Here is a 25,500-nt window from a genome sequence, read left to right on the forward strand (position 1 = left end):
TGTCATTTTTCTGTAAAAATACTGCATTTCCATGAAAGCTGTGCTAATATTACAGTTTGTTTATGAAATTTTAGGAAGTACATCATAATATAAGAAGGTGCACAATGAAGCAAAATAATCACCAGGAATTCAACCTGGTCAAACTGACCTGGCCGATTTTCCTCGAGCTATTCCTCTTTATGCTCATGGGTAGTGTGGATACTTTTATGATCAGTTCAGTGTCCGACGATGCCGTGTCTGGTGTCGGCGCAGCGAATCAGATCATTGCGATAGCAATTTTAGTCCTCAGTGTAATTGGTAACGGTGCAGCTATTGTGGTCTCCCAATATCTCGGTTCCAAAAAACCTCTGGAAGCCGCTCAAGTGACCGGCAATGCCATTACCCTAAACCTGTTAGTCGGCATTCTTCTAAGTACGTTTTTGCTGATATTCGGAGGGACGCTACTGACTGCGCTGAATGTAAAAGGGGATATCCTCATTTACGCCAAAGCCTATATGAATATTGTTGGTGGCGGTATTTTTCTGCAAGCATTAATCAATGCTCTGGCGACTACTATCCGTACTCACGGTTTCACCAAACAGACGATGGTCGTATCCTTGCTGATGAACATTATTCACGTGGTGGGCAACTACCTGCTCATTTATGGTCATTTCGGACTTCCGGCGTTAGGTGTGGAGGGTGCGGCTATCTCAACAGTGATGAGTCGATTTATCTGCCTGATCCTTTTCTTCCTGCTGCTCTACAGAGTGATGGAGGTACGGGTGAAAGTAACCTATTACATTCATCTTTCTAAAAAATACGTGCTGCAAATTCTCAAAATCGGCATCCCGTCCGCTTTTGAATCCATCACTTATCAATCATGCCAGCTTGTATTCACACTCTATATTACTTATTTAGGCGCTGAAGCTATGGCTACTCGCCAGTACGCGCTTAATATTTCCAATTATATTTATTTATTCAGTGTAGCTGTCTCTATGGGAACTTCCATCGTTGTAGGACATCTCGTGGGAGCTAGACGCCCTGATGAAGCCTATAAGCGTGTATTCACCAGTGTAAAGTGGGCGCTGCTGGTTACCGTAATAATAGATGCTGTGGTGATTTTCTTCCGGGTACCGCTATTCGGGCTTTTCACAGACAATGAGAACATCATTAGGATGGGGGCGCAGGTCATATTGCTTAGCTTCTTCCTGGAAACTGGGCGCACAACCAATCTGGTTATCATTAACTCTTTACGCGCCTCGGGCGATGCCAAATTCCCTGTATATATGGGACTGATCTCTATGGTCTGCATGAGCTTACCTCTTGGTTATTTCCTGGTGTTCCAACTTGATCTCGGGTTAGCCGGCGTGTGGATTGCCACTGCGGTGGACGAGTGGGTGAGAGCCGTCATTATGTATTTCCGTTGGAAAAGCCGAGCTTGGGAGAAACATGGACTTATTGAACACGAAGCTCCAGAACACTGTACGCCTTCCGCTACTCCCGCAGCTGTAAATTAACATGTATACTCAGAGGTTCTTTAAGGTCATATCAGATCTTAAGGAACCTTCTTTTTTATTTACGCCAACATTACATAAAATTTGAGAATGAATGAACCATTCTACGTTACAATAGATAGAACATAATTAACAAAGCTAAAGGAGAGAGCTTCATGCCGGAGGAAACCGGAATTCATGAGTTACTGACGCTCAAAACGATTGCGGAGACTTTGAACAGTTCCAATGAGCTGAGACCCATGCTCGATACAGTCATGGGCAAGCTACTTGAGTTAACCGGAAACACTGCAGGCTGGATCTTCCTGAGCGAAGAATACATGGAATATGAGTGTGCCGCTGATCGAGGTCTGCCACCTGCACTACAACGCGACAATAAACAACCAATGCAGTGCGGAAGCTGCTGGTGCCTAAGCCGCCTATGGGATGATCGGCTCGAGCATGCCGTCAACATTCTAAGCTGCAAGCGGCTCAGTAACGCCAGGCAGTATAACTGGGGCGACACGCTGGGGATCACCCACCACGCTACCGTCCCGCTGCATTCAGGTGAGCGTTACTTGGGACTTATGAATGTGGCTGCACCAGGCAAAGCACATTACGCCGACAGCGAGCTGGCTCTGCTGCAATCCGTGGCTTTGCAAATTGGCAGTGCTATTGAACGGATGCAGTTATATAGCACCGAGCAGCGCCGCGCGAATCTGTACGCCAAATTAGGCGAATTCAGCGCAGCTTTAAATCTAACCGCCAACCAATGTATCTCGCCCAGTATTCTAATCGAGAAAAGCGCCGCCCTGATTGGCGACTATTTCGATTGGCCCTTTGCAGCGATTATCGGGCAGCATGAGGGACAATTCGAAGTCCATGCTGCCTATGCGGCTAATATAACGCCGGAAACAGCTCCCTTCCAGCTCTCGGATTCTTTTAAAGTACGTCTAGGAGATATCGCAAAAGGACAACGCTTTGCGACATTAACCCCTGATGAAGAGCAGGAAATTAAGAAGTCCTGCTGTTCTGAACAACCTGTTGCGGAGCGTGTTGTGATGCTCGCTGTGCCCTTTCGGCAGATTGCCGCACAAGGTGCAGGAATTCTACTGATCACCTCACCCAAAGCACTAGCTTCCGCAACTGCGGATGGAGAGGTGCTTGAGGCTGTCGCTGAACATATTTCCGCTACATTGGAAAGTGCTCAGCTTGGAGAGAAACGCCGCGAAATTGCGCGTCTTGACGAGCGGAATCGTCTGGCCCGTGACCTGCACGACTCCGTGAACCAGATCCTCTTCTCCCTCTCAATGACCGCCAAAGGCGTGGAAAGCATGCTGAAGCAGGAGCATATCTCCCATCCTGCTACTGAAGCTGTCCGCGATATTCAAGCTTTATCCCAGTCAGCACTCAAAGAAATGCGTGCATTAATTATGCAGCTTCGGCCTGCCGGACTGGAAGCCGGTTTATTGACTGCGCTGCAGGCTCATGGCCAGCAGCTAGGGCTGCTGATACAGACGCAACGGAGCGGTGTTCACGAACTTCCCCGCAATGTGGAGGAAGGGCTGTGGCGCATTGGCCAAGAAGCGCTCAATAATGTACGAAAGCATTCCGAAACCTCTAAAGCGCAGGTATCTCTGCATCTGAATGCAGCCGAGGTGGTACTGAGCGTTGCCGACCAAGGTAAAGGCGGGGCCAAACGGCGTTCTAACACAGACACTAATGAATCTCTTGGACTGCATATTATGAAGGAAAGAGCAGAAGCTCTCTCCGGTCGTATTCATATCCACAGTGTGGAAAATCAAGGCACAACGGTTGAGGCAATCATACCTCTGCCCATCCAATCTACATGAAGTCGGGTGATTATAAATGACGATAAACTTATTATTAGTAGACGACCATGCAATGGTACGCCGTGGGCTGCAAGTATTTCTCTCCACACAACCCGATATCAAGGTTATTGGGGAGGCCTCCAACGGCCGCGAGGCACTGGAAAAAACAGCTGAATTGAACCCGGATGTCATATTAATGGATTTGCATATGCCCATTATGGACGGCATTGAGACCGCTCAAGCACTGAGGATCTCCCACCCGCAGGTCAAGGTCATTGTATTGACCTCCTTTTCGGATCAGGATCATGTGCTCCCGGCTATCCGCGTAGGAATCAAAGGCTATTTGCTTAAAGATATAGAACCAGAAGCGCTGGTAGTTGCGATCCGCAAGGTACATAACGGGCAAGTGGAGCTACATTCCGAGGCTGCCAGCCAACTGATGAATCTAATGGCGACCTCTACACTAGAGCAATTGGAACTTAATGCTTCCGATCCGAACGACCCAAACGCAACACCTGCTGCGATCACCGGATTAGAGCTTCTTACTCCACGCGAGCAAGAAGTATTAGACCTGATTGCGCTCGGTATGAGTAACAAAGAGATTGCCAGCAAGCTGGTCATCACCGAAAAAACCGTTAAGACCCATGTCAGCCACGTTCTCGGAAAGCTAAACTTAGCGGATCGGACTCAGGCTGCCATTTTCGCATTGAAAGGCGGCTATAACGCCTAGAATCAAAACTCCTCTACAACTTTAGTCTTAGACGCTCAGCACAATGGCTGAGCGTTTTTATTATGTATGTTCATTCCATGTGCTGATGTTAACAGAGGCCGATTCAACTATCATTGGTTTATAGCAATTGACCTCACATAGGAGTGGATACAGATGAAAGTGATGATCCTGACAGGCAGTAATCGAAAAGAAGCAACCAGCACGAAGCTGGCAGAACATGCTGCCCATTTCATTAGTCAGCATGGGGAAAAGGTTACCATGTTTGACCTCTACAAACGCCCACTTCCCTTTTATTCACCAGACGAGATTTACACAGAGCATGAACATTTAAACGAGCTTAAACAAGAGATGTTAGCAGCGGATGCAGTAATCTTGGTTACTCCGGAATATCACGGCTCGGTAAGTGGCGTATTAAAAAATGCGATTGATCATCTAGGTCAGGCGCATTTCAACGGTAAAGTTGTGTTATCCGCCAGTTCAGCCGGGGGAGCGGTAGGGATAAGCTCATTACTTCAATTGCAAGCCATCGTACGTAACCTGCACGGTATTAATACACCAGACTGGATCTCCATCGGCGGACTGCAACGCAAGCGGTTCGAGGTCGGGTACGACGGATACGAGGGTGGGCAAGAAATCGAAGATCGCATTCACCTAGTATTAGAAGCATTCCTGAATTTAGCCCGCAAAATCGACAGATCGGCAGGTGCTATCCAATGATCAAAGGACTATATGAAGCACATTTACCAGTAAGCAATCTTGAAGTATCCATCGAATTTTATGAGAAATTAGGTCTGAAAATGGCTTGGCGGGATGAAGAAACTGTATTCTTCTGGATCGAGGAAGGTCGGAGCTGGATTGGTCTTTGGGAAGGCCAGGAGGTTCAAACCCCATACCACCCGTCCTTGCGGCATATTGCCTTCCGTGTCACTTACGAGGACTTGAAGCAATCACTGCAATGGCTGGAATCGATTGGGGTAGAGGCTGTTCCGTTCCGCAACCGGACTTCTGTTGAGCCTTTTATCCGGGCTTATCAAGGAAATGCTTCTGTCTACTTCAACGACCCTGACGGCAACAGCTTGGAATTTATGTGCCACGTAGAGGTCCCTGAACATCTGAAGCCTATTTCAGAGAACATAACCTTAACGGAATGGGAGAAATTACTGCACAGTAAATAAAATACTCAAACAAAAAAACAGCTGCTCCCGTCCAAGGGTCCAGCTGTTTGAGTATATTAGCTTCTTCGATTACTTAATCGAAATGCCCTTCTTCATGGCCTTCATGTCTGCATTCGTATTCACAAGCGTTGGCAGTATCTTCATACTTCTAGTCATGGGAGAGTTGCATTGCCAGCAGGTAGGTACATATTGAAAGGCGAAATTATCGCGCATCCAACCTGTGCAACCTTCCTTGGTACAGGACCAAATTGCTGTGTCTTCTTGCGGAAGTTCCTCCAGTGCTTTTTTACGAAAATACATAAGTACCCCTCCTTGGATCGAATCGAGACGATATCGCTACCCTATTAGGGGCAGATTCATACTATGAAAATAAAAAAAGCTGCCCTCAACTTGTGTTAAGGGCAGCCTGATTTTTAAACTACAGTTTTACAACGTTTTCGGCTTGTGGTCCACGAGCGCCTTGAGTTACGTTGAACTCAACGCGTTGGCCTTCGTCCAAAGATTTAAATCCGTCGCCTGTGATTGCGGAGAAGTGTACGAATACGTCGCTTCCACCTTCAACCTCGATAAAACCGAATCCTTTGTCTGCGTTAAACCATTTCACTGTACCTGTTTGCATGATATTACCTCCAATATTTTATTTAACACATGTCCTTTTATTCCTACGTAGTGTACGAACAAATAAAAATTCACACATTGGAAAAGGACTCATACGCACAAATGATAACCTTTTACAATATGTGAATTAAGGGTTAAATTTATGATTGATTTCATTGTACCACACTAAATCACTAAAAGCAATGCGTATGCCTATTTAATTTTCACTCCGGCTCTTATTGCCTGTAAACAGCAGCAGCCGAGCCGGACGAATACCCATGTTAGTCGATATAACCTGCCAATCCTTTATCCATCAGGTAATCCATTTCTGCATCAAGAATAGTCTCTACTGTGATTTCATCCAGCTTCACATCACGTTGGGCAGTGACATAGTCGACCAGATCATCGCTGTCGATGTCTACCTCACCCTTGGCGTTCGCCTTGGCCTTATTGATAAAGGTCTGTTCATGCTTCAATACTAAGCGGATAATTTGCGGATCCACTTTGGTTTTGGCAGATAATACATTTACTAGCTCCTGCTCATTTACTTTGTCACTCATTTTTTTAAATTTCATCTCCTTACAATTATTACACAATCATTGTAGCATATTTCGCGCTTTAACGCGTCATTACGCGAAGTATACCGCGGTTTATTCACACTTTTCTTATCATCCCAGCGTCTATAACGTTCCACTTGAAGTAAGTTATTTAATAAAAACAGTTGTGAGGAACATTGACTTGTGCCAAAATATAAAAAAAGTGTTGGACCAAATGAATACTAGAAAAGGCGGTTGAATTCATGAGCTCTGTATCTACCCAGCAATTAGACACAAACAGCAACAAGGCACATCGTTATATCGAAGACGTATACGCACAGGTTGTTGCGCGTAATCCTTTTGAGCCCGAATTTCATCAGGCCGTAAAGGAAATCCTTGAATCTTTGCTTCCAATCCTCGCTGCTGAACCTAAGTATCAGGAAAATGCCATTCTGGAAAGATTGGTTGAGCCAGAACGTTTGATTATGTTCCGTGTTCCTTGGACAGACGATCAAGGTAAGGTCAGAGTTAACCGTGGATATCGTGTACAGTTCAGCAGTGCAATTGGACCTTACAAAGGTGGACTTCGTTTTCACCCATCCGTTAATGCTAGTATTATCAAATTCCTTGGTTTCGAGCAAATCTTCAAAAATGCTCTTACCGGCCAACACATCGGCGGAGGTAAAGGCGGATCCGACTTTGATCCTAAAGGTAAATCCGAAGGCGAAATCATGCGTTTTGCACAAAGCTTCATGACTGAATTGCAAAATTACATCGGTCCTGACCAAGACGTTCCTGCAGGAGATATCGGTGTAGGTGGTCGTGAGATCGGCTACATGTACGGACAATACAAGCGGATCCGCGGAGGATATCCGGCTGGCGTATTGACTGGTAAAGGTATTGGTTACGGCGGAAGTCAGGCTCGGACAGAGGCTACTGGTTACGGTACGGTTTATTTCGTAAACGAGATGCTGAAGGCAAAAGGCCTTTCTTTTGAAGGAAGCCGCGTTGTTGTTTCCGGTTCTGGTAATGTAGCGATCTATGCGATCGAAAAAGCTGTACAGCTAGGCGCTAAAGTCGTAGCTTGTAGTGATTCGGCCGGATATATCTATGACGAAAATGGGATTAACCTCGAAACTGTCCGCCGCCTAAAAGAAGTCGAAAGAAAACGGATTAGTGAATATGTGAATGAACATCCTAACGCTGTGTATACTGAAGATTCCACGCAAATTTGGACCATTCCTTGTGATATCGCCCTTCCGAGTGCTACTCAGAATGAGATTGATGAAGCCATGGCATTGAAACTGATTGAGAATGGTGTAAAAGCAGTAGGCGAAGGTGCCAATATGCCATCCACCCTTGAAGCTATTCATCAGTTCCAACAAGCTGGCGTGCTATTCGCACCTGCCAAAGCTGCTAATGCTGGCGGCGTAGCTGTATCTGCGCTTGAAATGGCACAAAACAGCATGCGGTTGTCCTGGAGCTTTGAAGAAGTAGATACGAAGCTGCATGAAATCATGGTTTCCATCTACGAACAATCTGTAAATGCATCCGAGCAATATGGACAGTCCGGCAACCTTGTTGCAGGAGCGAACATCGCTGGATTCAAAAAAGTGGCCGACGCTATGCTGGCTGAAGGTGTAATCTAAATAAATTACCGGCGCTCTAGACACGAACGCCCGACATACAAAAGTCCCCGTAACCGGTCAGTAAGAATCCGGTTACGGGGACTTTTTGTATGTCTAAGCGTTCCATCCGGGGATCTTCCGCAAATCCCCGTCCCATATCGATTGAGTACTCTCCGCAGTCGTATTGGGGGGTGAAGAAGCCGTACGAATGTAACAGGAATCTATTCCTATCGTTAGTGCCCCTGCAATATCCGTACGGGGATCATTCCCGATCATAATGGCCGAACGCAGATCCGCTCCATAATGCTCAACTAAATAACGAAAAAATAGCGGATCCGGCTTACTCACTCCTGCTTCGGAGGAAATGGCAATGCCATCGAATAAAGGAAGAATATTCAGCATCGTTAATTCTGCTTCTATAAAGGTTTTCTGGCCGTTGGAGAGCAAGAACACCTTTTTGCCACGTTCTCTTAACGTATGCAGAATTTCAAGCACACCCTCATAAAGTGAGATATGGATCATCGATAATGTCCGCAGCCATCTAACCGTTTCATGTAACCACGCTTGATCCGGTTCTCCACCCAATTGACGGGCCACAGAACGAAACACATCCTCCATTACGAAATCTGGATACTGACAATTCCGCGCGGCTTTGGTGAGCTGTAAATCCCTCTCCCGCAGAAATTGTGCCTGTAGCTCTTTTCCTGTTATGGACATCCCCTGATATCCGAAATGGAGCGATAATCGATCCCATACCTCCGGCTTCTCCTCATCTGTCTGAATATCGATTAATGTGCCATACAGGTCGAAAATATAAGTCTCGTACATCCACCGTCTTCCTTCCTATTATTCTCTCTGTGTTTTATCCTTTAGTACCATTATCGGCGGTTGTCTGGCCCTCCTCCATCCGGTTTGACACCTTTTGATAGAGATAAGAGATACCGAGCAAGCAGATGCCAAAGCTGGCATAAGCTATGATTTTGCTGCCAGTGTTCAGCAGACCCAAATCATAGAGCAGCAGCTTGCCCGTAGCCAGCAGTGTTAATCCAAGGCCGAAGCGCCGGATGTACACATACCTTTTGCGGAAGCCATACATGATAAACAGAACGGCTAATAGTAGATAAATGAGACTAAAAATTAACCCTGCATCACTCAATTGCAATTGCACTCCTAGGAAAGCGGTGATAATGCCGAGTAGATAAATCGCCATGAAAACAGGATAGATCTCCATACTCTTAAACTGGCGATTCAGCGCTGCAATCAGCAGATCACGTCCGCTAAACCAAACAAAGATATTAAAGATAATCAGTACGGCTAGTGCGATATAATCAGCTGCTGTATTTTGCGCGAGATTATTTTGCAGACTTGGCAGGCCTACTGTAATTACTATACAAATGACGTAGCCAACCCCAAACAGAAATCTCACAAAATATTTAACAATCGTGTCATACAGCACCTTCACCTTTGGCAGCACGTACGCCAGAACCAAGGTCCATACAGCGGACAGCAGTAAATTATAGAAGGTTCTATGCGCAAAGTCCTCCGGTACAACCAGATGATACAATCTTCTCGATTCATACAAGCCGTAAATCCAGAAATTTAATAACGCCGCATATTTAAACCACAACGCTAAGGTGATTTCATAAGGTTCGCTGCGCTGAAGAGCATCCTTGCGGTTATGCTGAACTGCATACAACACCGCGACAATCAGCATGCCTGCTGTGATAAAGACATATTTTAGCGGGAAGTAGACATCTCTAAAATTCGTCCATTGATAGTCTGCGACCCACTGCGTCGGTACATTTAGACAGAAGAATACTACAAGGCAGAGCATCATAATGCCCCAGCCTGCCCTTTCCATCCCCTTAAAGCGGTTCAGATTGCCATACAACGTAAGAACGACGCCCTCAATCAGCCAACCGATGGACCACCAAGCCGCTCCAAATTGAAATGGAATCATCAATATGCCGAAGGTCAGTGAAGTGGCGTAGAACAGCAGCATGCTTTCTTTTTCCTGTGGCATCAGCTTCTCAAGCCCTCGACCCAGACCGAGATACAGCAGGCAGAAAAGCAACGCCAGTGCACCATTGTAATCCTTCAGTCCTGCATCCATAAATAAAATATACAAGGTGAGACAGCTAATAAACGTATTACATCCTAAGAGAGAGAAATCCCACCAGGACAGCTTGGAACGATATTTGAACGGGTACCACAAGGTAATTCCCAGATACATCGCAAAAGTCAAAACAGCATAACACATATTAATTCCGTTGCTATCCGACAAAGCTATTAATATGAGCATGGAGGGTGTATTAAATAAGTAGCTGATATAATTGACAACGTTCCAGCGTTTGCGGAAAGAAATCAATAAGATGAATAAATTCAATAGAAACAAGTAACCCATAGCTACATAAACCGCGTTGCCCGAAAGGCCAAACGCCCCCAGATAAGAGTATAAGGGCAGATATCCTCCGATTAAGCCCAGTGCACAAATACTCCGTGATTCATACCTTAAAGACAGGAGTACCGCAGTTAAAGTAACGAGTACAGACAAGGATAACCCTACATATATACTAATAATATCAAGCAGAAAATAGCTATAAAAAATAGAGCCATACAGCACCGAAATCCCGCCGCCAAGCAGCCCTAAAGCGAAGGTGCCTTTTCCTTTGCGGTATAACCACTCCCCGCCTCCCAGCATCAATAACCCCAGTAGAAAAAAAGCGCTTCCCTTCATATAACCTGTGAACCAGTTGGAATAGGTATACCGGAAGCCTGCCCCCACCGCCAAAATCAACAGCAGAATACCCAGCTTGTTAATCCAGCTTAGTCCAATCTTCATTTCGATCTGATTTTGTTTTCTTCGGCGCTTCAGCACCTCTTCACTGATCTCTTCCGAGGCAAAATCATGTAATCCATTATCCATGCCCGAGTTGAGGCGAAGTTCCGCTTCCCTCATTCTCTGCCGCTGTGCCAGCACACGCTCATTTAATTCTGCCGCCAACGCCCCAAGTCGACTGGATATCTCTGCTTGTTCCTCACCCAGCTGCCTGGAGGCTGTATGGTACAGCTGCTGAATATGACGTTTCGTCTCCACTTCAAAAGCCGTCAGACGATCTGTATGAGCATGGCTTCTAGAGGCAAAATAAGTCTGCAGCTTCTGCCTCGACACTTTAAGAATGCCCAGCTTCTCATCTAAAATTTGTTCCGTTAGCGCAACTCTTAGCTCAGTATTCTCTTCTTGAAGCTTACCTACCTGAGTCTTTAGCTCGACCAAAGCAAGCTTATGCTTCTCATATTGCTTCTTCAAGTATTCATTCTCGTTGACCAGATCGTGACTTTCATATTCCGCAATCAGAGCCTCATATTCCTTAATAAGCCCGTCCTGCTGTACCTTCATGAATCTCAGTCGATCTTTGAATGACTCCATAGCGCCTCCTTATGTGAGCGATTGTTAATACTTACATATTACTACATATAGCTGGGGGATCTTATGCTTTTTTTATATTTGCAGTGAATGAAGATTACGATCGGGATGCAAAAAAACTGCAACATTTTGGAGGGGTGTCCCGTCAGAATAATAACAACACTAACAAAAGATTTTAAAAGGAGCTCACAACCATGAACAACATTTTAAAAACCAGTACAGTTCTTTTAACTTTGTCCCTAGCCCTATCTACAGGAGCAGCTTATGCTGCACCCACCACAACTTCTGCTAAAAATGAGGCTACACAAACCTCCGCTAGCGTTAATCAAAAGACGTTTGCGATTGAAATCAACGGATCGACCATTAAAGAAACAGGCTTCCAAAGCACAAGCGGCAAAGAACCGATGGTGCCACTACGTTCGATTACTGAAGCCCTTGGATTTGAATTAACCTGGAATGCACAGAATAAATCCGTTGAACTTATCAATGGCGCTGTATTCACTACAGTGAAGGCTGGAGAAGACCGTTATAGCATCAACAAAATGTATACAACACTTGGAACTGCACCACAATTGGTTGACTCCACTTTGTATGTCCCAGCTTCCTTTTTAAGCGAAGTAATTCATCAAAACATGACTGTGAAGGGAGATTCCATTGTGATCAACACAAATGCCGCCGAGCAGCACATGACTAAGACTGGTGTGATTACAGCTGTCTATGATGGTGGTAAATACCAATCCGTTCAAATCCAAGGTGTAGGTACGGATGGAATCGTATTAAATGTAGGGGAAGATACGGTTATTGAGATGGCAGACGGCACTAAAATTGCACTCAAAGATCTCCATATCGGGATGACTGTAAAAGCAGAACACTCCATGGTCATGACTATGAGTCTTCCGCCACAAACACCAACTTACAAGATCACTGTTCTGGACAAGCAGAAACAAGATGATCTTCTAGGTACTGCTGGTACTATTGAAGAAGTTCAAAAAGACGATAAGGGAAATATCAGCATCACTGTTAAAGGCAGTGGCCTGAGCGAATTGTCACAAAAAGAAGTAGTGCTGCGCATTAGCGAAGATACAGTACTCATTAACAAAGACGGCGAAGCTGTTAAAAGCAGCGAGCTTGTTAAAGGTACAAAGGTTATCGGATTCTACAGCCCGGTGCTGACTAGAAGCCTGCCACCCATCGGCACAGCTGTCAAAGTTGTAGTTGATTCTGTGCAACAATAAGAGAGACACTGGAATCTTATTAAAAGGATTCCAATGAGACATTAAAACAGCGATCCTTCCATTATGGGAGGATCGCTGTTTTGCGTTTGAGACAATAGGTTGGCTGACTCGCTTCAGCCGATTTGAGGTAAATGAAAGCCGGCTTAACGCCTAGGCACACTTTTGCTCGCCTGCTGCAGAGTTTTAGATGATCATAATCGCGAAACTCAAGGACCCAGCTGACGTTATTTGCGATCTTTCCGCCTTCAGAGCAAATTTTCGGACTCCAGCGCCACTATTCATTAAAAAGAAGGGCATATTCGGTGTTTTCCATACCAATAGCGTCAGTGGGGTCCGTTAGAATTACAAATGTGGTAAAAAGCAACGTTAACAGTCAGCTGTGTCCGATAGCAGATTATAGTTACTTCGTTCGCGCAACTTCACTCGAGTTGTCCGAAGTTGGAGGTCTAGTTCAAGGTCAACAAAACAGGGGTGCCCCAGCAGCCATTGTCATGACTGCTAGGACACCCCGTGATTGTTCCCTTCCATATATCTATTTCATGAATCGCTAGCTAGAATCAATTGCATCAACGCTAATAAACGTTCCAGGTTAATCGGCTTGCTGAGATAATCTGTTGCCCCTGCCTGAAGGATTTTAGCCTTATCTTCCTTCATCGCTTTTGCAGTCAGTGCAATGATGGGAATATCCTTCTTTGCGGGCATTTGTCTGATCCGGTTGATTGCCTCATACCCGTTCATCACTGGCATCATAATATCCATAAGAACGATGTCTATAGAAGCTGCTTGCACCAGTTCATATAGGCCGCTCTCTCCGTTAGTAGCTGTAGTTACATGCAGCCCGCGCTTTCTTAGGGTATTTGATAAAGCGAACAAATTCCGTTCATCATCATCCACGATAAGTACATGCTTTTGATTCAGAGAAGTGAAGTCAGTACGTGTATCCGCAGCCGTTGTAGCGGCAAGGACCACTCCACTTCCCATCTCTTGAATAACAGTCGCATGATCAGCCACCTCCACAAGGCTTGGAGCCTCAAGCTGCAAAGGCAAATACACTGTAAAGACACTGCCCGCACCCTCTTGGCTCTCCAGCGTAATTCTACCACCAAGTAATGTAGCCAGCTCTCTGGATATGGATAAACCAAGCCCAGTTCCCCCATATTGACGTTCTGTATTTCCATTCGCCTGTTGAAACGCTTCGAAGATAATGGACTGTTTGTCTTCTGAAATCCCAATTCCAGTATCTTTGATGGCGAAGGCAATAAATACCCCAGTACCCAAATCTGCCAAATCCAGCAGCTCGCCCTTAGTTGCTAAACGGATTTCCAGAGTGACTGCACCTTCTGCTGTAAACTTAAACGCATTGGACAACAAATTTATAATAATTTGCCGTACTCTTTGAGCATCTGAATAAAATAGCAGGGGCAAGTCCTCTCCGAGCTGTATTTGCAAAGGAATCTCTTTTTTGCGGGAAAGCTGACTGAAGTTCTGGATCATTGCCTCTGGAATCTCCGATATATTTATCGCTTCAATTTCAATATTCAGCTTTCCTGCCTCAACCTTGGACAAATCCAGAATGTCGTTAATCAGCGCCAGCAGATCTTGTCCCGAAGAATGAATGGCTTTTGAGAATTCAATATCCTCTTCGCTTAAAGCTCCCGACTGATTCTCCATAAGAAATTCGGAGAGCAGCAGAATGCCGTTCAGCGGAGTTCGCAGTTCATGAGACATATTAGCCAGAAACTCCGATTTATATTGTGAGCTTTGCTGCAATAACTCTGTGTATTCACTAAGCTCCATTTGAGCTCTTTCCGCCTCCAATGACTTTTGTTCCGCCAGCAGATTCTTATCCTCCAGCTTTCTATTTGTTGCATGCAGTGACTCCGTCTGGATCTGCAGCTCCTCAGACTGAGTCTGTAGTTCCTCGGTGTATACTTGAAGCTCTTCGTTAAGACGTTGAGATTGCTCCAACAGTTGATCGATTCTCATACTGCTAATTGTACTGTTAATGGCAGATCCAAACGCATTCGAAATAGATTTCAAGAACTTGATCTGGAATTCCGTAAGTGGAGCAAAGGCGGCGATTTCCACCACAGCAACTACTTCACCTGAAAAAGAAATCGGCAGCAGCAGCAGCGACTTCGGTGAAGAGACGCCCAGCCCGGACTCAATACTGATATAATCCTCCGGCAGATCCTGTATTTGCATCACACGCGCCTCTTTAGCACATTGTCCAACTAGTCCTTCACCAATATAGAAGGTTTGTAAATCCGAGAAATTGCTGTTCCCGGCAAAAGTAGAGACTCTTTTTAAAAAGTCCTGGTCATGCTCTTGTGACCGAACATATAAGGCACCGTATGGATACTCTATTACCTCTGCTGTTTTACACAGAAAAATGTCCCCGAGCTGCGAGACTCGAGTAATCCCCTGATACTTGGCCATCAGGTCGTTTGCTTTCTCCTGAATCCATATCCGCTCTTGTTGCGTATCTATCAGATGATTCGTAGCTACGCTCAGATCTCTGATCTCATCATTCGTTGTGATCTCTATCCTTGTCTTCATATCTTCGTCAGAATCCAAACCTGCAATCGTATGGGTAACTTTACGGACTGTACTAACGATAGAGCGTGAATTGATCCACGAAGCGACCATCGCGGTAACCGCTATAATTGCCCAAGCAATATAAAGAAGCTCTAGCAATAATTTATTCTTGTCTGCTTGTCTAGCTATCAGGCTGTTAGTGTTCTCCTTCATCGTCTCGCGGTAAGTGCTGATCTGATTACGAATCCGGTCCATTTGATCTTTGCCGTCGTCGGAATTGAAGTATCTTAGGAGCTCGGCGTCCTGTCCCTCTTTTTTCAACTGGATTACATAATTTCCGGATTGTTCGATCCATTGCTTAATTTTACTTTCAATACCCAACAGGCGCTGTAGCTGTAAAGAATCATTAGCAGTCAGCACGTAAAGCTTATCATAATTAGCTTCCCATTCAGCCTTACCCAAATTGTAGGGCTCCAGATACTTGTTATCGCCGGTGATGACATATCCACGTTGTCCGGTTTCCATATCTAAAATATTCTTCTCAATTAGATTAGCTAAATTAGTAATCTCTCGATCCTGATGAGAGATGAAGCTGGTTTCCCGCTGTAGAGCATTGATTCTGCCATGCATGACAAAAACAAATCCTAATAGACAGATCACGATTAAAACTGTAATTGACAGTATTTTATACTGCAAAGTGAATCGGCGTTTGTTCACAACTGGCCTCCGTCCTGTCTTCTAACTATAAACCCCTTTCTATTCTACATCATTGCAAAAGATTACTTGAATAAGGCTTCATTATTCTTCTATGTAAATTTTGACTGCTGCTAATTTAAACAATTTCCGCAGGGTTGAAACATTTGTTTTTCCCGGAATAAAAAAACCCACAAGTACCTTTCACCTTGAAGGGTTACCTAAATATCTAACTTAGCAAATACAAGTTTTCTTCTTCACACCAAGCTTCCCAGCCTGTTCAACCTTAGCAATATAATCAACAGCCATGGGTACTTTACAAGCGGTTTGTCCCATGTTCACCTGGACCTTACCTATACCTGCTGCGATCCCTGCTGCCTCCTCATGCAGTTCTGTGATACTGCTGCCCACCATAATTACGAAAGTATTCATCGTATAACGGACACGATTCCGCTCCTGATGAATAGTAGCGCCTACTTGTTGTAACAACTCCCTAATTTCAGCGATGTCCAGCTTATCATCCGTTGTAATTGAAATGTAATTTGCATAAGTGCTCCAGCCGCAAACGGCTATTAGTTCATCCGAGGAACGAATCCACTCTCTCGCAAGTTCCAATCCATATGGACTCTCTGCGGCGAGAGGGGATACTATATATTCCACTACCGCATGCCAACGGGCCGCCGAAGCCCAGCTTTGAAGCTCTTCCTTCGTCATACTCTTAGGATTGACCGTTAGTCCAGCCAAATACATTACATCGTAATTACCTGTCTGATACAAAGCTCTTGCCAGACTCTGATTTTTTTTCACATCCTTAACCAGCTTCTTCATATCCCCTACCTTTACTCCAAATAAAGGTTCCACTGCGCCATGTCGTAAGAAGGTACGTTTCGTCTGCTCTGTACCCATCTCCTCAAGCTTGCTCATCACTTCATCAACAGTCAGATTCATTAGACCACTCCCTCTTCTTCGATGTTCTTATCCCTTAACAGTTTCTCTTATGATTGGTTCACGACCTAACGTAACTCTGTTCTTCCCTGTATTCTTAGAGTGATATAACGCTTCATCCGCTTCCCGATATAAATCTTCGAAAGTCACCTCTCTACGCTCCGTAAAAGAGATTCCGATACTTGCGGTAAGATGAATGCTATCCTGTTCATTCAAGATTATCGTGTAATCACTCATCATTGTACGAAAATCCTCTGCTTCTTTTAAGGCTGCACGTTTATCTTCAGCGAAAAAACATACGGCAAATTCCTCGCCACCTACTCTTCCAGCAATACCTTTATTCTGGTATACCTGAAGTATTTTATTCGAGAAATCAACTAACGCCTGATCGCCCGCTAAATGACCATAAGTATCATTAATTAATTTAAAATCATCAATGTCAAATAACAGCAGAGCCAATCCTAATCCATCCGGTATCGTTTGATTCTGGACCCTTTGCATGAAATGCCTGCGATTATAAAGCCCCGTCAAATCATCAACCGTTGCCTGATAGACCAGTTCACGCTCATATCGCTTTTTCTCACTATGATCACTAAACACAATAAGCATACCTTTATTCTCTGTTGTCGCATGTTCCGTAGCAATTAAAGAAACCCCATAACAGAGCTCCCCTGCGCCAGAACAAACTACCTCAAATTGTCCTTCCGTCCTCTGACTGTAATGAGCTGCAATGTCTTTGTGAGACTTCATAAAAAGATCAATGTTTTTTCCCATCCAGTTATCATTCGTTATTCCGGTAATGTCGTATAAAATAGCATTCGCCGCATCGTTTATGCCAATGATATTATCATAACGGTCAGTCAGAACTACGCCATCTTTCATGTGCTCTAGAATTTTGTTTTTGGTTAGAGGGAAGATGGTTAATTTGGAGCTAACAAAAAGTGCGAAATAAGCCGCTATAATTGCAGGCAAATAAGTAAACGCCGTAAAACCTGTAATGGTAATCTTCAAGAGGGGAAGTAAAAAGACGGAAATAACCGGAACCAGCAAACCCGCCAACAGCAGGATATTAGTCCGCAAATAAACTCTCGGGGTATTCAGTAGGGAAACTGCCAGCAAGCAGACTGCATATAGCCCAAAAAGCTGATCATACGCAATAAAAGCCATACTAAGGAGCGTAGGCTTTACAGCAATTCCACTAACACCCGCGACCGTCAGGACGGACACTTCACTGCGCATCAGATGATGATAGCTATCCGTAAAAATAAGAAGTACATCCATAACAATAGGGATAGAGAAGATGGCAAGCTTCACGGGCAGGCGCCCTGTGGAAGGAGATACGTATTCTTTTACCACAGCATAAGTAAAGAGCGCACTAAAAAAAAGCGGAGCCTGCTGCACATTCTTCCACCACAGCCTAGACTGAAAAGAGGGTGACATAATCTCTCCCGCCGTTGCAACAAATATAAGGCTGACTAACAGCATTAAGATCCACAAATAGCGTCTCCCTGCTAACTTACGGTGCCGATAGGAGCTGACGCCCATGTACAGACTTAGAACACTGCCCATTAATAAGTAATACGGATATCCCTGAATCCATGGCATGCCATATTTCTCCTATTTTTCAAGTCGCTCCTATCATTATAGCCTAATCCTTGATACAAATGAATCAACAATAACAGCACATCTTATGCCTTAAATTTCACCCGGTTGGAGAACATATATTTTCTGGCTAAATCCTTAAATGTTATTTTATCTTGTGCCGATTCAAAGAAACGTTTAGGGATAATCAGCGCTCTCTGTGTGGACACAAAAAACACAAACAAGTTCGTAGTTTCACCTATCTTATGTATCTCTTCCCACTTCACTTGTCCACTGCCCGCTTCGGAAAGATAAGATATGCCTTCATCTGAAATCGTATAATTTTGCGGTTGCTGAATTAGGTTATCTGTTTTGAACGCCTTTTTCGATTTTTTGATCAAGCTTGCCTTGGTCATATACCATAAGACAGCGGCAAGAATTATAGCAGTCACAGCCAGGATTGAGATGCTTTGAGTACTGTAATCCTTAGTAATTAATAACAAAATCATAAAGTAAGCGACTACGCTGAAAGAGTTAAGTATAATCCGGCTATTCAAGCTGAACCATAAGTTAAACTCCTGAACGTCCTCACTCTTTAGGACTGTATCTACTTTTATTACATTTTCCATCACTGATCGCTCCCTCGACGCCATGTATATTTTTAAATTCATCTCATTTTAACATGCCTGAACACAAAAAAGGGACATCCCCGAAGCGATTGCTTCTACATGGGTTGTCCCTCTTCAATCCGTAAGGATTCTTATTTCTTTTGTGCAAGACGTTGTTTGAACTTGTCAACACGGCCGCCTTGTTCTGTATCTCTTTGTTTACCAGTGTAAAATGGGTGGGATGCGGAACTTGCGTCCACACGGAGCACTGGGTAAGTGTTGCCGTCTTCCCATTCCATAGTTTCATTGGATGATTTAGTAGATGCACTCAAGAATTTGAAGCCTACGCTTGCATCCAAGAAAATCACTTGGTTGTACTTAGGATGTATGCCTTCTCTCATTCTAATCGTCCTCCTTCTGAATAAATTCGTGGAGCCTTTATGGTAAATTATCCAAATGATCTGTAGGTTTATATATAGTATAACCTAATAAACGTAGGAAAATTCGTAAATCTTACGATTTAGACCACCGCTCCATCATACGCTTATTTAGAGCACAAAGCAACTAATATTGAAATTACTAATATTTCCATAACCTTTCAAAGCCTACCCATAACGCCGGAGGTTAGAGCGATTTCACCATTCCTCCATCGACTAAAAGAGATTGTCCCGTAACATAAGTATTCGCAAAAGAGCCTAGAAAAACAGCAGCCTTGCCGAATTCTTCGGGCGTGCCCAATCTTCCTAACGGGATTTGCAGCAGCGCTTCCTCTTGAATCTGCTCCATAGGGATCCCCTCGGCTTGTGCACGTTTGCCGTCTAGTTGAAGAATCCTGTCGGTTGCAATACGCCCTGGAGCGATCGTATTAATTAAAATGCGATCCGCAGCCAGCTCAGTAGCCAAGCTCTTGGTCAAGGCATACACGCCAGCGCGAAAAACATTGGAAAGAATTAGTCCCTCAATAGGCTGCTTGATAGAAATCGAGCTTATATTAACGATTCGCCCTGCCCCAGAAGAGCGCAGATGCGGCAGTGATTCACGGATCAAACGAATGGTGCTCATCAGTGTGAGCTCAAATCCTTGGTTCCAATCCGCGTCTTCCATATCAGCGAAACCTCCGCCATGAGGCCCCCCCGCATTGGTCACTACAACATCAAGCCCACCGTTTTGGGCTACAACCGTTTGAATAGCATGTACGATATCCTCTGGGACAGTCACATCCATCTGAACAATGTTCACCTGCTGTCCTGTGGCTGCCTGAATCTCTTTCTGTGCGTCTACAAGCTGCTCCATACTCCTGCTGGCGATCATTACCTTCGCCCCCTCACGGGCGTACTCCAGCGCAGTTGCGAGTCCTAACCCTTTACTTGCTGCGGCTACAAAAACTGATTTCCCACGAAGTCCCAAGTCCATCATTAATGCCTCCTTCTTAATTAAACTCCCAACAGCTAAGACTTAAATTGCCATACTGATAACTTCGGTGCAGCAGCTTCGCTTCTTTCCCTTTATCGCCAGCTCCCATAGCTATTATCAGAGGGATAAAGTGCTCATTAGTCGGCACTGCATCAATACCATAGGGAGCAAGCTCCTGATAGCTAAATAGTGACTCTGTATCCCAAGCTTCCACCCTGTGCTGCAGCCAGTCATCGAATGTCTCCGCCCATTTCTCGACGTTCTCCATTCCCCACTTCACGCTACGCAAATTATGGACGGTTCCACCACTGCCAATAATCATAATATCCTGCTCACGCAGCTCAGATAAAGCCTTACCCATTAAATATTGCTGTTCATTGGACAGCTCTCGATTAACTGACAAAGACACGACAGGAATATCTGCATTCGGATAGATTAATTTAAGAATAGCCCAAGCTCCGTGATCTAGTCCACGCTCTGTATTTAATTTGCTGACAATCCCATTCTTGTGGAACAGAGACATAATTTGCTGTGCAACCTCATTGTCTCCTTTGGCAGGATAAGTCATTCGATACATCTCATCTGGGAAGCCATAGAAATCATAGATGGTGTCGAAAGTCTCCATAACTCCAACCGACTGTGTGTGTTCTTCAAAATGTGCAGAAAATAGAACAATCGCTTTAGGTTTGACATTCCTCTCAGCGAGCTCCCCAAGAAATTTCGTATATGCATTGTTATCAAGTACCAGAGAAGGAGCACCGTGGGCAATAAAGTAAGAAGGTATCATAGTTTATCACTCCCTAAGTTCTGCAGTAACCAAGCGATCAGGTCCTGCTGATTCTGCGGTAATACACCATGATCCGAAGGATAAGTTTTAAAGGTTAATAATGGGGTTAGACCTTCGAAATAAGCGGCTGTTTCTGTCCCCACTGAAATTGGAAATACAGAATCATATTCACCATGCGAGATGAAGACCGATACCTCCTGCACACTCTTCAGCTCATAATCTGTCTTCACAAACCCCGGAACATAACCGTTCAGCGCCACAATTCCCCGAAGCGAATTCCCCATTGTAAGAGCGAGTGTCATGGACAAAATGGCTCCTTGACTGAAGCCAAGCAGATAACGGTGTTTAGCATCTATAGGATATTTGTCGGTGGCGTATTCGATAAACTGCTGCAATTGCGATACAGCCTGATCAAACTGCTCACGGATGGGATGACCTAGACTTTTGAGATCATAATATTGAAATCCAGCCCCTAAAATCATATTTCCCCGAATCCCGATAATAATAAACTCTTCAGACAAGGGCTCGACAAGTCCGAACATATTCTTCTCATTGGAACCTTTGCCATGCAAGGTGAAGATAACCGGATAAACCCGATTCACATCGTAGCCGGAAGGTAGACTGACATCATATATATAAGGTGCCTTCATACTAAACACTCCTTCAAAATATTTGTAATACAAAAATAATATTTGTAAGGATAATATTATAAACCTCTGGCTAGTATGTCAATTAATAATTTGTTAATATAAAAATATATTTGCTATTACTAATATTAAAAGGGGCTTTACTTATGAATATAGGTTCAAACATTCGTACAATCCGTAAAAGAAAACATATAACGATTGCCCAAATCTGTGAAACTACTGGCCTGTCACAGGGTTTTATGAGCCAGGTTGAGACTAACAAGACCTCTCCTTCGATCGCAACCCTTAGCCTGATTGCGGATGCGCTGAACGTTCCGTTGGCTTATTTGCTGTTAAAAAAGGAAGAGCGGATGCAGGTGGTACGATCCGAGGAGCGGCAAATCACCAGTAGCGGAAGTGATCGACTGCAAGTTGAGCATTTAAGCTCAGCAGGTGGTGTACGAATGGTGCTTGTCCATTTCCCTCCGGGTACTTCTACGGGCGAAACTCCGCAGGCGCACGAAGGCAAAGAGGTCCATTTAGTGATAAAAGGTGAGGTTTATGCGGAGCAAGGTGAAGATTTCGGGATGTTCCAAGCGGGGGATTCCTTTAGCTGGAATGCCTGTGTGCCACATCTGGTCATAAATAAAGGCGATGAGCCGGCAAGCGTGCTCATCGCCATCCATACAGAGGCTGATAGTGAAACTGTTGATTTTTAAGCTGGTCTACACGTCGTACTCCAGCTGTTTTTTGGCCTGAACAATGAAATCCAGCGGATTCTCAATCGTGCCGGCTTGGTATTCGACCGCCCCAATCTTAAGCCCCAGGCTGACCTTATATTTTCTGGAGAAATTATTGTCATTCAACTCCTGAAGCTTGAGCTTAATCCGCTCGATCACAATCTTCGCCCCATCGCTGTCCGTGAACAGCAGCAGGCCCCATGTTGCTTCATCCTTATCTAGCAGATAGAGTGCATCATTGGTACGAATACTCGCCTGACTAAGCTGAGACACATCATAGATAGCTTCTGCCAGCTGATCTTCAGGAATGATCCGTCTGATCTCTTTCCAATACTTCACCTTCACCACTAGCAGGGTGAGCGGAATCTGATAGCGGGTCGAAATGCTTGTAAATAATGTAGCATCCGTCTGAAAAGAAATACTGTTCCGCAAATTTGTGTTTTCATCGACGATAGCCATATTGGCAGTCTTTTTGCGTAGCTGCTCATTCTCCACCTGCAAATCACGGCTGCTTAAAGTGAATACCCATAGAACGACCGTTAATAGCGGAGTCATAATTAACCAGAAATAAGTATTCAGGCTAATCGTCTCCCCTAGCGTTATCGTCTGGTACATCGTGTAGAATCCGTAAGCAAAGATAAACACCAGATTCAAGACCAGCCCTGCAGTGACCGTTGTAAAATACGTAACAATGGCCAGAATAAAAGCCACCGTTAAAATGATAATATTCTGGAGGTAATCATCCGGCGCCCCGGCAATGAAGACGATACAGAGGAACGATAACACCAGGAATGATAAGAGAGCGATGTCCGACACTAAGCTGCGATTACGTCTCACGCTTATCACCACGTTTCTTCATGTGTTTGCGAAGCAGCAGGATCAGCGATAGAACCACCAGCGTTAGAACCAGTAAAATCACAATGATAAAACTGAGTACATCCGACCGTTCCATTATTTTTTGGGCCACAGAGTCCTCGGCTGCTCCAGTGATCGTTTTGAAACGGTGTGCGCTGACATTACCGTCTTTATCAACGATTGCACCATCGCCAAACACCTTCCACTTGTCCCGTTCTGTAGCGAGCAGCTTCGATCCTAAGTAATACTCTTCCGAGCTGACTCCCGTAACCGCGAGCAATGCACGTCCCGCCTCAAATGGGGAATCAATCAGCTGCAGTGTTCCGATTCGTGCGCCGTATTGCTCTTCAATACTCATTTTCTCATTGGAGCGAATTGTGGTTCCATCTCCGTTATATTGAAAATAAAGCTTAGCATTCTGATCACGGATCACCTTATTATTCTTATAAGCACCAATAACGATGATATTATTATTTTTCAAATGATCGGTGCTGACGGTATCGGTATAGAACTGGATATTCCCTATATTTCCGCTGGCATATTTACCAAGCAGATTAAAGATATTCGATACACTTAAATAGGCGTAATCATCCATTTGTTCGGGCAGTACAACCGCCACATGATTATAGATCCCATCGCGGATGAACGGATATGGATAGTTATTAAATAAGAGATCTGTGCGATCCTTCGTATTCAGCTGCATTACAGAATCTTTACTGATATAAGCCCACGGCATTTGATCCCGATCGATAATACATCTGGCTCCTTCGATCTCCAAATCAAAAGCCACTGTCACCGAGAAATTTCCGGATATATTCAAGTTCTGAGGCACCGAGAGATTAAGAATATCGCCATTCGCCAGTTCCTTGGTCAGCTTCTTACTGCCAATCGGAGTATTATTGATGCTCACGGTAACCAATGAACGAGTAAAATCCAAATTCTGTGCATAACGGAAATCCAGGCTGATTTTACCGGAATCGGCAATCGAGCGGTTCGCTGGCAATGAAATAAAATACGTCTGCTCCTGATGATGTGCCCCGGTCAGTTTATCACCTGTTTCAGTGAACGTGATGTTAGAGCTAATCGAAAGCGCAGGTGCTGACACTTCTGTAGCATCCGTTACTGTTTTCAGATCACTAGTGATCTGCCCGATCAGCTCTGGATTAGCAATCAAACGACCCGCTTTAATCAGCAAGTTCTCATCCTTCGAGGTTACAACCAAGGTGGGCTGGGTATCCTTATTCACTAGCTGGAGCAACGCGTGCGTACCCAAATCTTCAGTGGAGCTTAGCTGAGCTTTCAGCCCGCTTGGTACTCTGTCATACATAGCTACCAGTACAACTGCGGCCTTATTCTGCACAGTGTCTGCCCGGTAGGGAAGTAGGGGAATAGTCTTATCATTTAACGTAATCCCCTTAACAAACCCGGAGAGCGCATAAGTGGCTGCTTCCATTTCTGCCGCCGTGCTTTTGTCCGGTACAGTCAGAATACTCTGACTCTTCGTTAAGGTATCTATCCCGGCGAATCGCTCGCTGAAGTCACTGATCCCTCCACTCAAGGGCTTTGCGGTATAAATCACGTTAACACTGGACGTATTGAACAGATGCAGCCAATTATCCGACGTTTCATCGACCGAACAAAAGAGGTCATCTTTACGATCTGTCTTTAAATAGCCCTGAATGCCCAGCGTATTCGTCCCTTTTTTCAGAAACCCCTTGGGCGCCGCAAGGGTCAACAGCTGTTCGCCGTTGTCTTGTAGTGACGGACGAAACGTATAGAACGGGCTGCCGTTTAGCGTTAAGGTAACACTAGAAATCTGCTCTTCGGTAATTTGTGAAATTTGAAAATGCAGTTTGATCTTTACTTGATCCACATTCCAATAATCCAGAACCTCAAAATATTGCTGCTGGGCACTCGAACCTGTTAAGGACGAGTCTGTTCCCGTGAATGAGGTTGTATAAGTAGACTTATGATCCTGTGGCAACGTCTCTGCGGCAGCAGGATGGATTGGAATTAAGAAAAGGGAGAGGCAGGTTAACAGTATAACCAGCTGTTTTTTTATCTTCATGTTCTGTTTCTCCTGTG

General features: G+C 44.6%; 23 protein-coding genes. 8 read left to right on the forward strand and 15 right to left on the reverse strand.

Annotated elements, in window-relative coordinates; all coding sequences use genetic code 11:
* Positions 1–104: 104 nt before the first annotated feature.
* The 5 genes from MKZ16_RS31245 (at position 105) to MKZ16_RS31265 (ending at position 5,206) form a co-directional block, all read left to right on the forward strand.
* Positions 105–1,496 (forward strand): MATE family efflux transporter, encoded by a 1,392-nt coding sequence (locus MKZ16_RS31245; RefSeq protein ID WP_038573751.1) that lies wholly within the window; start codon positions 105–107, stop codon positions 1,494–1,496.
* Between the two features lie 152 nt (positions 1,497–1,648).
* A complete protein-coding gene (locus MKZ16_RS31250; RefSeq protein WP_038573753.1) occupies positions 1,649–3,322 on the forward strand; it encodes a GAF domain-containing sensor histidine kinase in 1,674 nt (557 codons plus the stop codon).
* A gap of 16 nt (positions 3,323–3,338) precedes the next feature.
* Positions 3,339–4,031, forward strand: a complete 693-nt coding sequence (locus MKZ16_RS31255) for a response regulator transcription factor (RefSeq protein WP_038573755.1) — start codon at positions 3,339–3,341, stop codon at positions 4,029–4,031.
* A 153-nt stretch (positions 4,032–4,184) separates the two neighbouring features.
* On the forward strand, positions 4,185–4,748 hold the full coding sequence (locus MKZ16_RS31260) for an NADPH-dependent FMN reductase (RefSeq protein ID WP_038573757.1): 564 nt from the start codon (positions 4,185–4,187) through the stop codon (positions 4,746–4,748).
* Positions 4,745–5,206, forward strand: coding sequence for a VOC family protein (locus MKZ16_RS31265; protein WP_036682137.1), 462 nt, complete (start codon positions 4,745–4,747; stop codon positions 5,204–5,206). Before MKZ16_RS31260 ends, MKZ16_RS31265 begins: the two co-directional genes overlap by 4 nt.
* 69 nt (positions 5,207–5,275) lie before the next feature.
* On the opposite strand, the gene MKZ16_RS31270 is transcribed toward MKZ16_RS31265, so the two are convergent.
* The 3 genes from MKZ16_RS31270 to MKZ16_RS31280 all read right to left on the reverse strand — a co-directional run bounded on the left by MKZ16_RS31270 (position 5,276) and on the right by MKZ16_RS31280 (position 6,363).
* Positions 5,276–5,506 carry a cold-shock protein gene (locus MKZ16_RS31270; protein WP_036682139.1) on the reverse strand — a complete coding sequence of 77 codons (231 nt, stop codon included), beginning with the start codon at positions 5,504–5,506 and terminating at the stop codon, positions 5,276–5,278.
* Between the two features lie 118 nt (positions 5,507–5,624).
* Positions 5,625–5,825 carry a cold-shock protein gene (locus MKZ16_RS31275; RefSeq protein ID WP_019914790.1) on the reverse strand — a complete coding sequence of 67 codons (201 nt, stop codon included), beginning with the start codon at positions 5,823–5,825 and terminating at the stop codon, positions 5,625–5,627.
* A gap of 259 nt (positions 5,826–6,084) precedes the next feature.
* Positions 6,085–6,363 carry a hypothetical protein gene (locus MKZ16_RS31280; RefSeq protein ID WP_038573758.1) on the reverse strand — a complete coding sequence of 93 codons (279 nt, stop codon included), beginning with the start codon at positions 6,361–6,363 and terminating at the stop codon, positions 6,085–6,087.
* Positions 6,364–6,602: 239 nt separating this feature from the next.
* Between MKZ16_RS31280 and gdhA the strand changes: the two genes are divergently transcribed.
* Entirely contained in the window at positions 6,603–7,988 is a 1,386-nt protein-coding gene (gdhA, locus tag MKZ16_RS31285) for an NADP-specific glutamate dehydrogenase (RefSeq protein ID WP_036682144.1), read from the forward strand.
* Between the two features lie 93 nt (positions 7,989–8,081).
* Here the strand turns inward: gdhA and MKZ16_RS31290 are convergent, their stop codons facing one another.
* Together MKZ16_RS31290 and MKZ16_RS31295 are read right to left on the reverse strand one after the other, a co-directional pair.
* Positions 8,082–8,795 carry an HAD family hydrolase gene (locus MKZ16_RS31290; RefSeq protein ID WP_076105070.1) on the reverse strand — a complete coding sequence of 238 codons (714 nt, stop codon included), beginning with the start codon at positions 8,793–8,795 and terminating at the stop codon, positions 8,082–8,084.
* A 34-nt stretch (positions 8,796–8,829) separates the two neighbouring features.
* Positions 8,830–11,397: a DUF2339 domain-containing protein gene (locus MKZ16_RS31295; protein ID WP_076105071.1), complete on the reverse strand. Its 2,568-nt coding sequence runs from the start codon at positions 11,395–11,397 to the stop codon at positions 8,830–8,832.
* A gap of 191 nt (positions 11,398–11,588) precedes the next feature.
* On the opposite strand from MKZ16_RS31295, the gene MKZ16_RS31300 reads away from it, so the two are divergent.
* The gene (locus MKZ16_RS31300; RefSeq protein ID WP_076105072.1) at positions 11,589–12,629 is read left to right on the forward strand and encodes a stalk domain-containing protein; all 1,041 of its coding nucleotides are present in this window, start codon (positions 11,589–11,591) and stop codon (positions 12,627–12,629) included.
* A 537-nt stretch (positions 12,630–13,166) separates the two neighbouring features.
* Here the strand turns inward: MKZ16_RS31300 and MKZ16_RS31305 are convergent.
* The 8 genes from MKZ16_RS31305 to MKZ16_RS31340 form a co-directional block, all read right to left on the reverse strand.
* A complete protein-coding gene (locus MKZ16_RS31305) occupies positions 13,167–15,884 on the reverse strand; it encodes a CHASE3 domain-containing protein (RefSeq protein WP_081393395.1) in 2,718 nt (905 codons plus the stop codon).
* 210 nt (positions 15,885–16,094) lie between these two features.
* Positions 16,095–16,802 (reverse strand): DNA alkylation repair protein, encoded by a 708-nt coding sequence (locus tag MKZ16_RS31310; protein ID WP_076105188.1) that lies wholly within the window; start codon positions 16,800–16,802, stop codon positions 16,095–16,097.
* Positions 16,803–16,835: 33 nt separating this feature from the next.
* A complete protein-coding gene (locus tag MKZ16_RS31315) occupies positions 16,836–18,410 on the reverse strand; it encodes a diguanylate cyclase (protein ID WP_076105073.1) in 1,575 nt (524 codons plus the stop codon).
* 83 nt (positions 18,411–18,493) lie between these two features.
* A complete protein-coding gene (locus MKZ16_RS31320) occupies positions 18,494–19,015 on the reverse strand; it encodes a YcxB family protein (RefSeq protein WP_076105074.1) in 522 nt (173 codons plus the stop codon).
* Between the two features lie 131 nt (positions 19,016–19,146).
* Complete coding sequence (locus tag MKZ16_RS31325; protein ID WP_036682161.1) at positions 19,147–19,395, reverse strand: type B 50S ribosomal protein L31; 249 nt, start codon at positions 19,393–19,395, stop codon at positions 19,147–19,149.
* Positions 19,396–19,618: 223 nt separating this feature from the next.
* On the reverse strand, positions 19,619–20,407 hold the full coding sequence (locus MKZ16_RS31330) for an SDR family oxidoreductase (RefSeq protein WP_036682457.1): 789 nt from the start codon (positions 20,405–20,407) through the stop codon (positions 19,619–19,621).
* Between the two features lie 16 nt (positions 20,408–20,423).
* On the reverse strand, positions 20,424–21,194 hold the full coding sequence (locus MKZ16_RS31335; RefSeq protein ID WP_076105075.1) for a class III extradiol ring-cleavage dioxygenase: 771 nt from the start codon (positions 21,192–21,194) through the stop codon (positions 20,424–20,426).
* The gene (locus MKZ16_RS31340) at positions 21,191–21,844 is read right to left on the reverse strand and encodes an alpha/beta hydrolase-fold protein (RefSeq protein ID WP_036682167.1); all 654 of its coding nucleotides are present in this window, start codon (positions 21,842–21,844) and stop codon (positions 21,191–21,193) included. Before MKZ16_RS31340 ends, MKZ16_RS31335 begins: the two co-directional genes overlap by 4 nt.
* A 143-nt stretch (positions 21,845–21,987) precedes the next feature.
* Between MKZ16_RS31340 and MKZ16_RS31345 the strand changes: the two genes are divergently transcribed.
* Positions 21,988–22,539: a helix-turn-helix transcriptional regulator gene (locus MKZ16_RS31345; RefSeq protein ID WP_076099730.1), complete on the forward strand. Its 552-nt coding sequence runs from the start codon at positions 21,988–21,990 to the stop codon at positions 22,537–22,539.
* Positions 22,540–22,545: 6 nt separating this feature from the next.
* Here the strand turns inward: MKZ16_RS31345 and MKZ16_RS31350 are convergent, their stop codons facing one another.
* Both MKZ16_RS31350 and MKZ16_RS31355 read right to left on the reverse strand, forming a co-directional pair.
* The gene (locus MKZ16_RS31350) at positions 22,546–23,397 is read right to left on the reverse strand and encodes a diguanylate cyclase (protein ID WP_036682174.1); all 852 of its coding nucleotides are present in this window, start codon (positions 23,395–23,397) and stop codon (positions 22,546–22,548) included.
* A complete protein-coding gene (locus MKZ16_RS31355; protein WP_081393396.1) occupies positions 23,387–25,483 on the reverse strand; it encodes a cellulose biosynthesis cyclic di-GMP-binding regulatory protein BcsB in 2,097 nt (698 codons plus the stop codon). Before MKZ16_RS31355 ends, MKZ16_RS31350 begins: the two co-directional genes overlap by 11 nt.
* Positions 25,484–25,500: the final 17 nt, after the last annotated feature.

Source organism: Paenibacillus sp. FSL R5-0928, assembly GCF_037970385.1.
Taxonomy (GTDB): domain Bacteria; phylum Bacillota; class Bacilli; order Paenibacillales; family Paenibacillaceae; genus Paenibacillus_AQ; species Paenibacillus_AQ odorifer.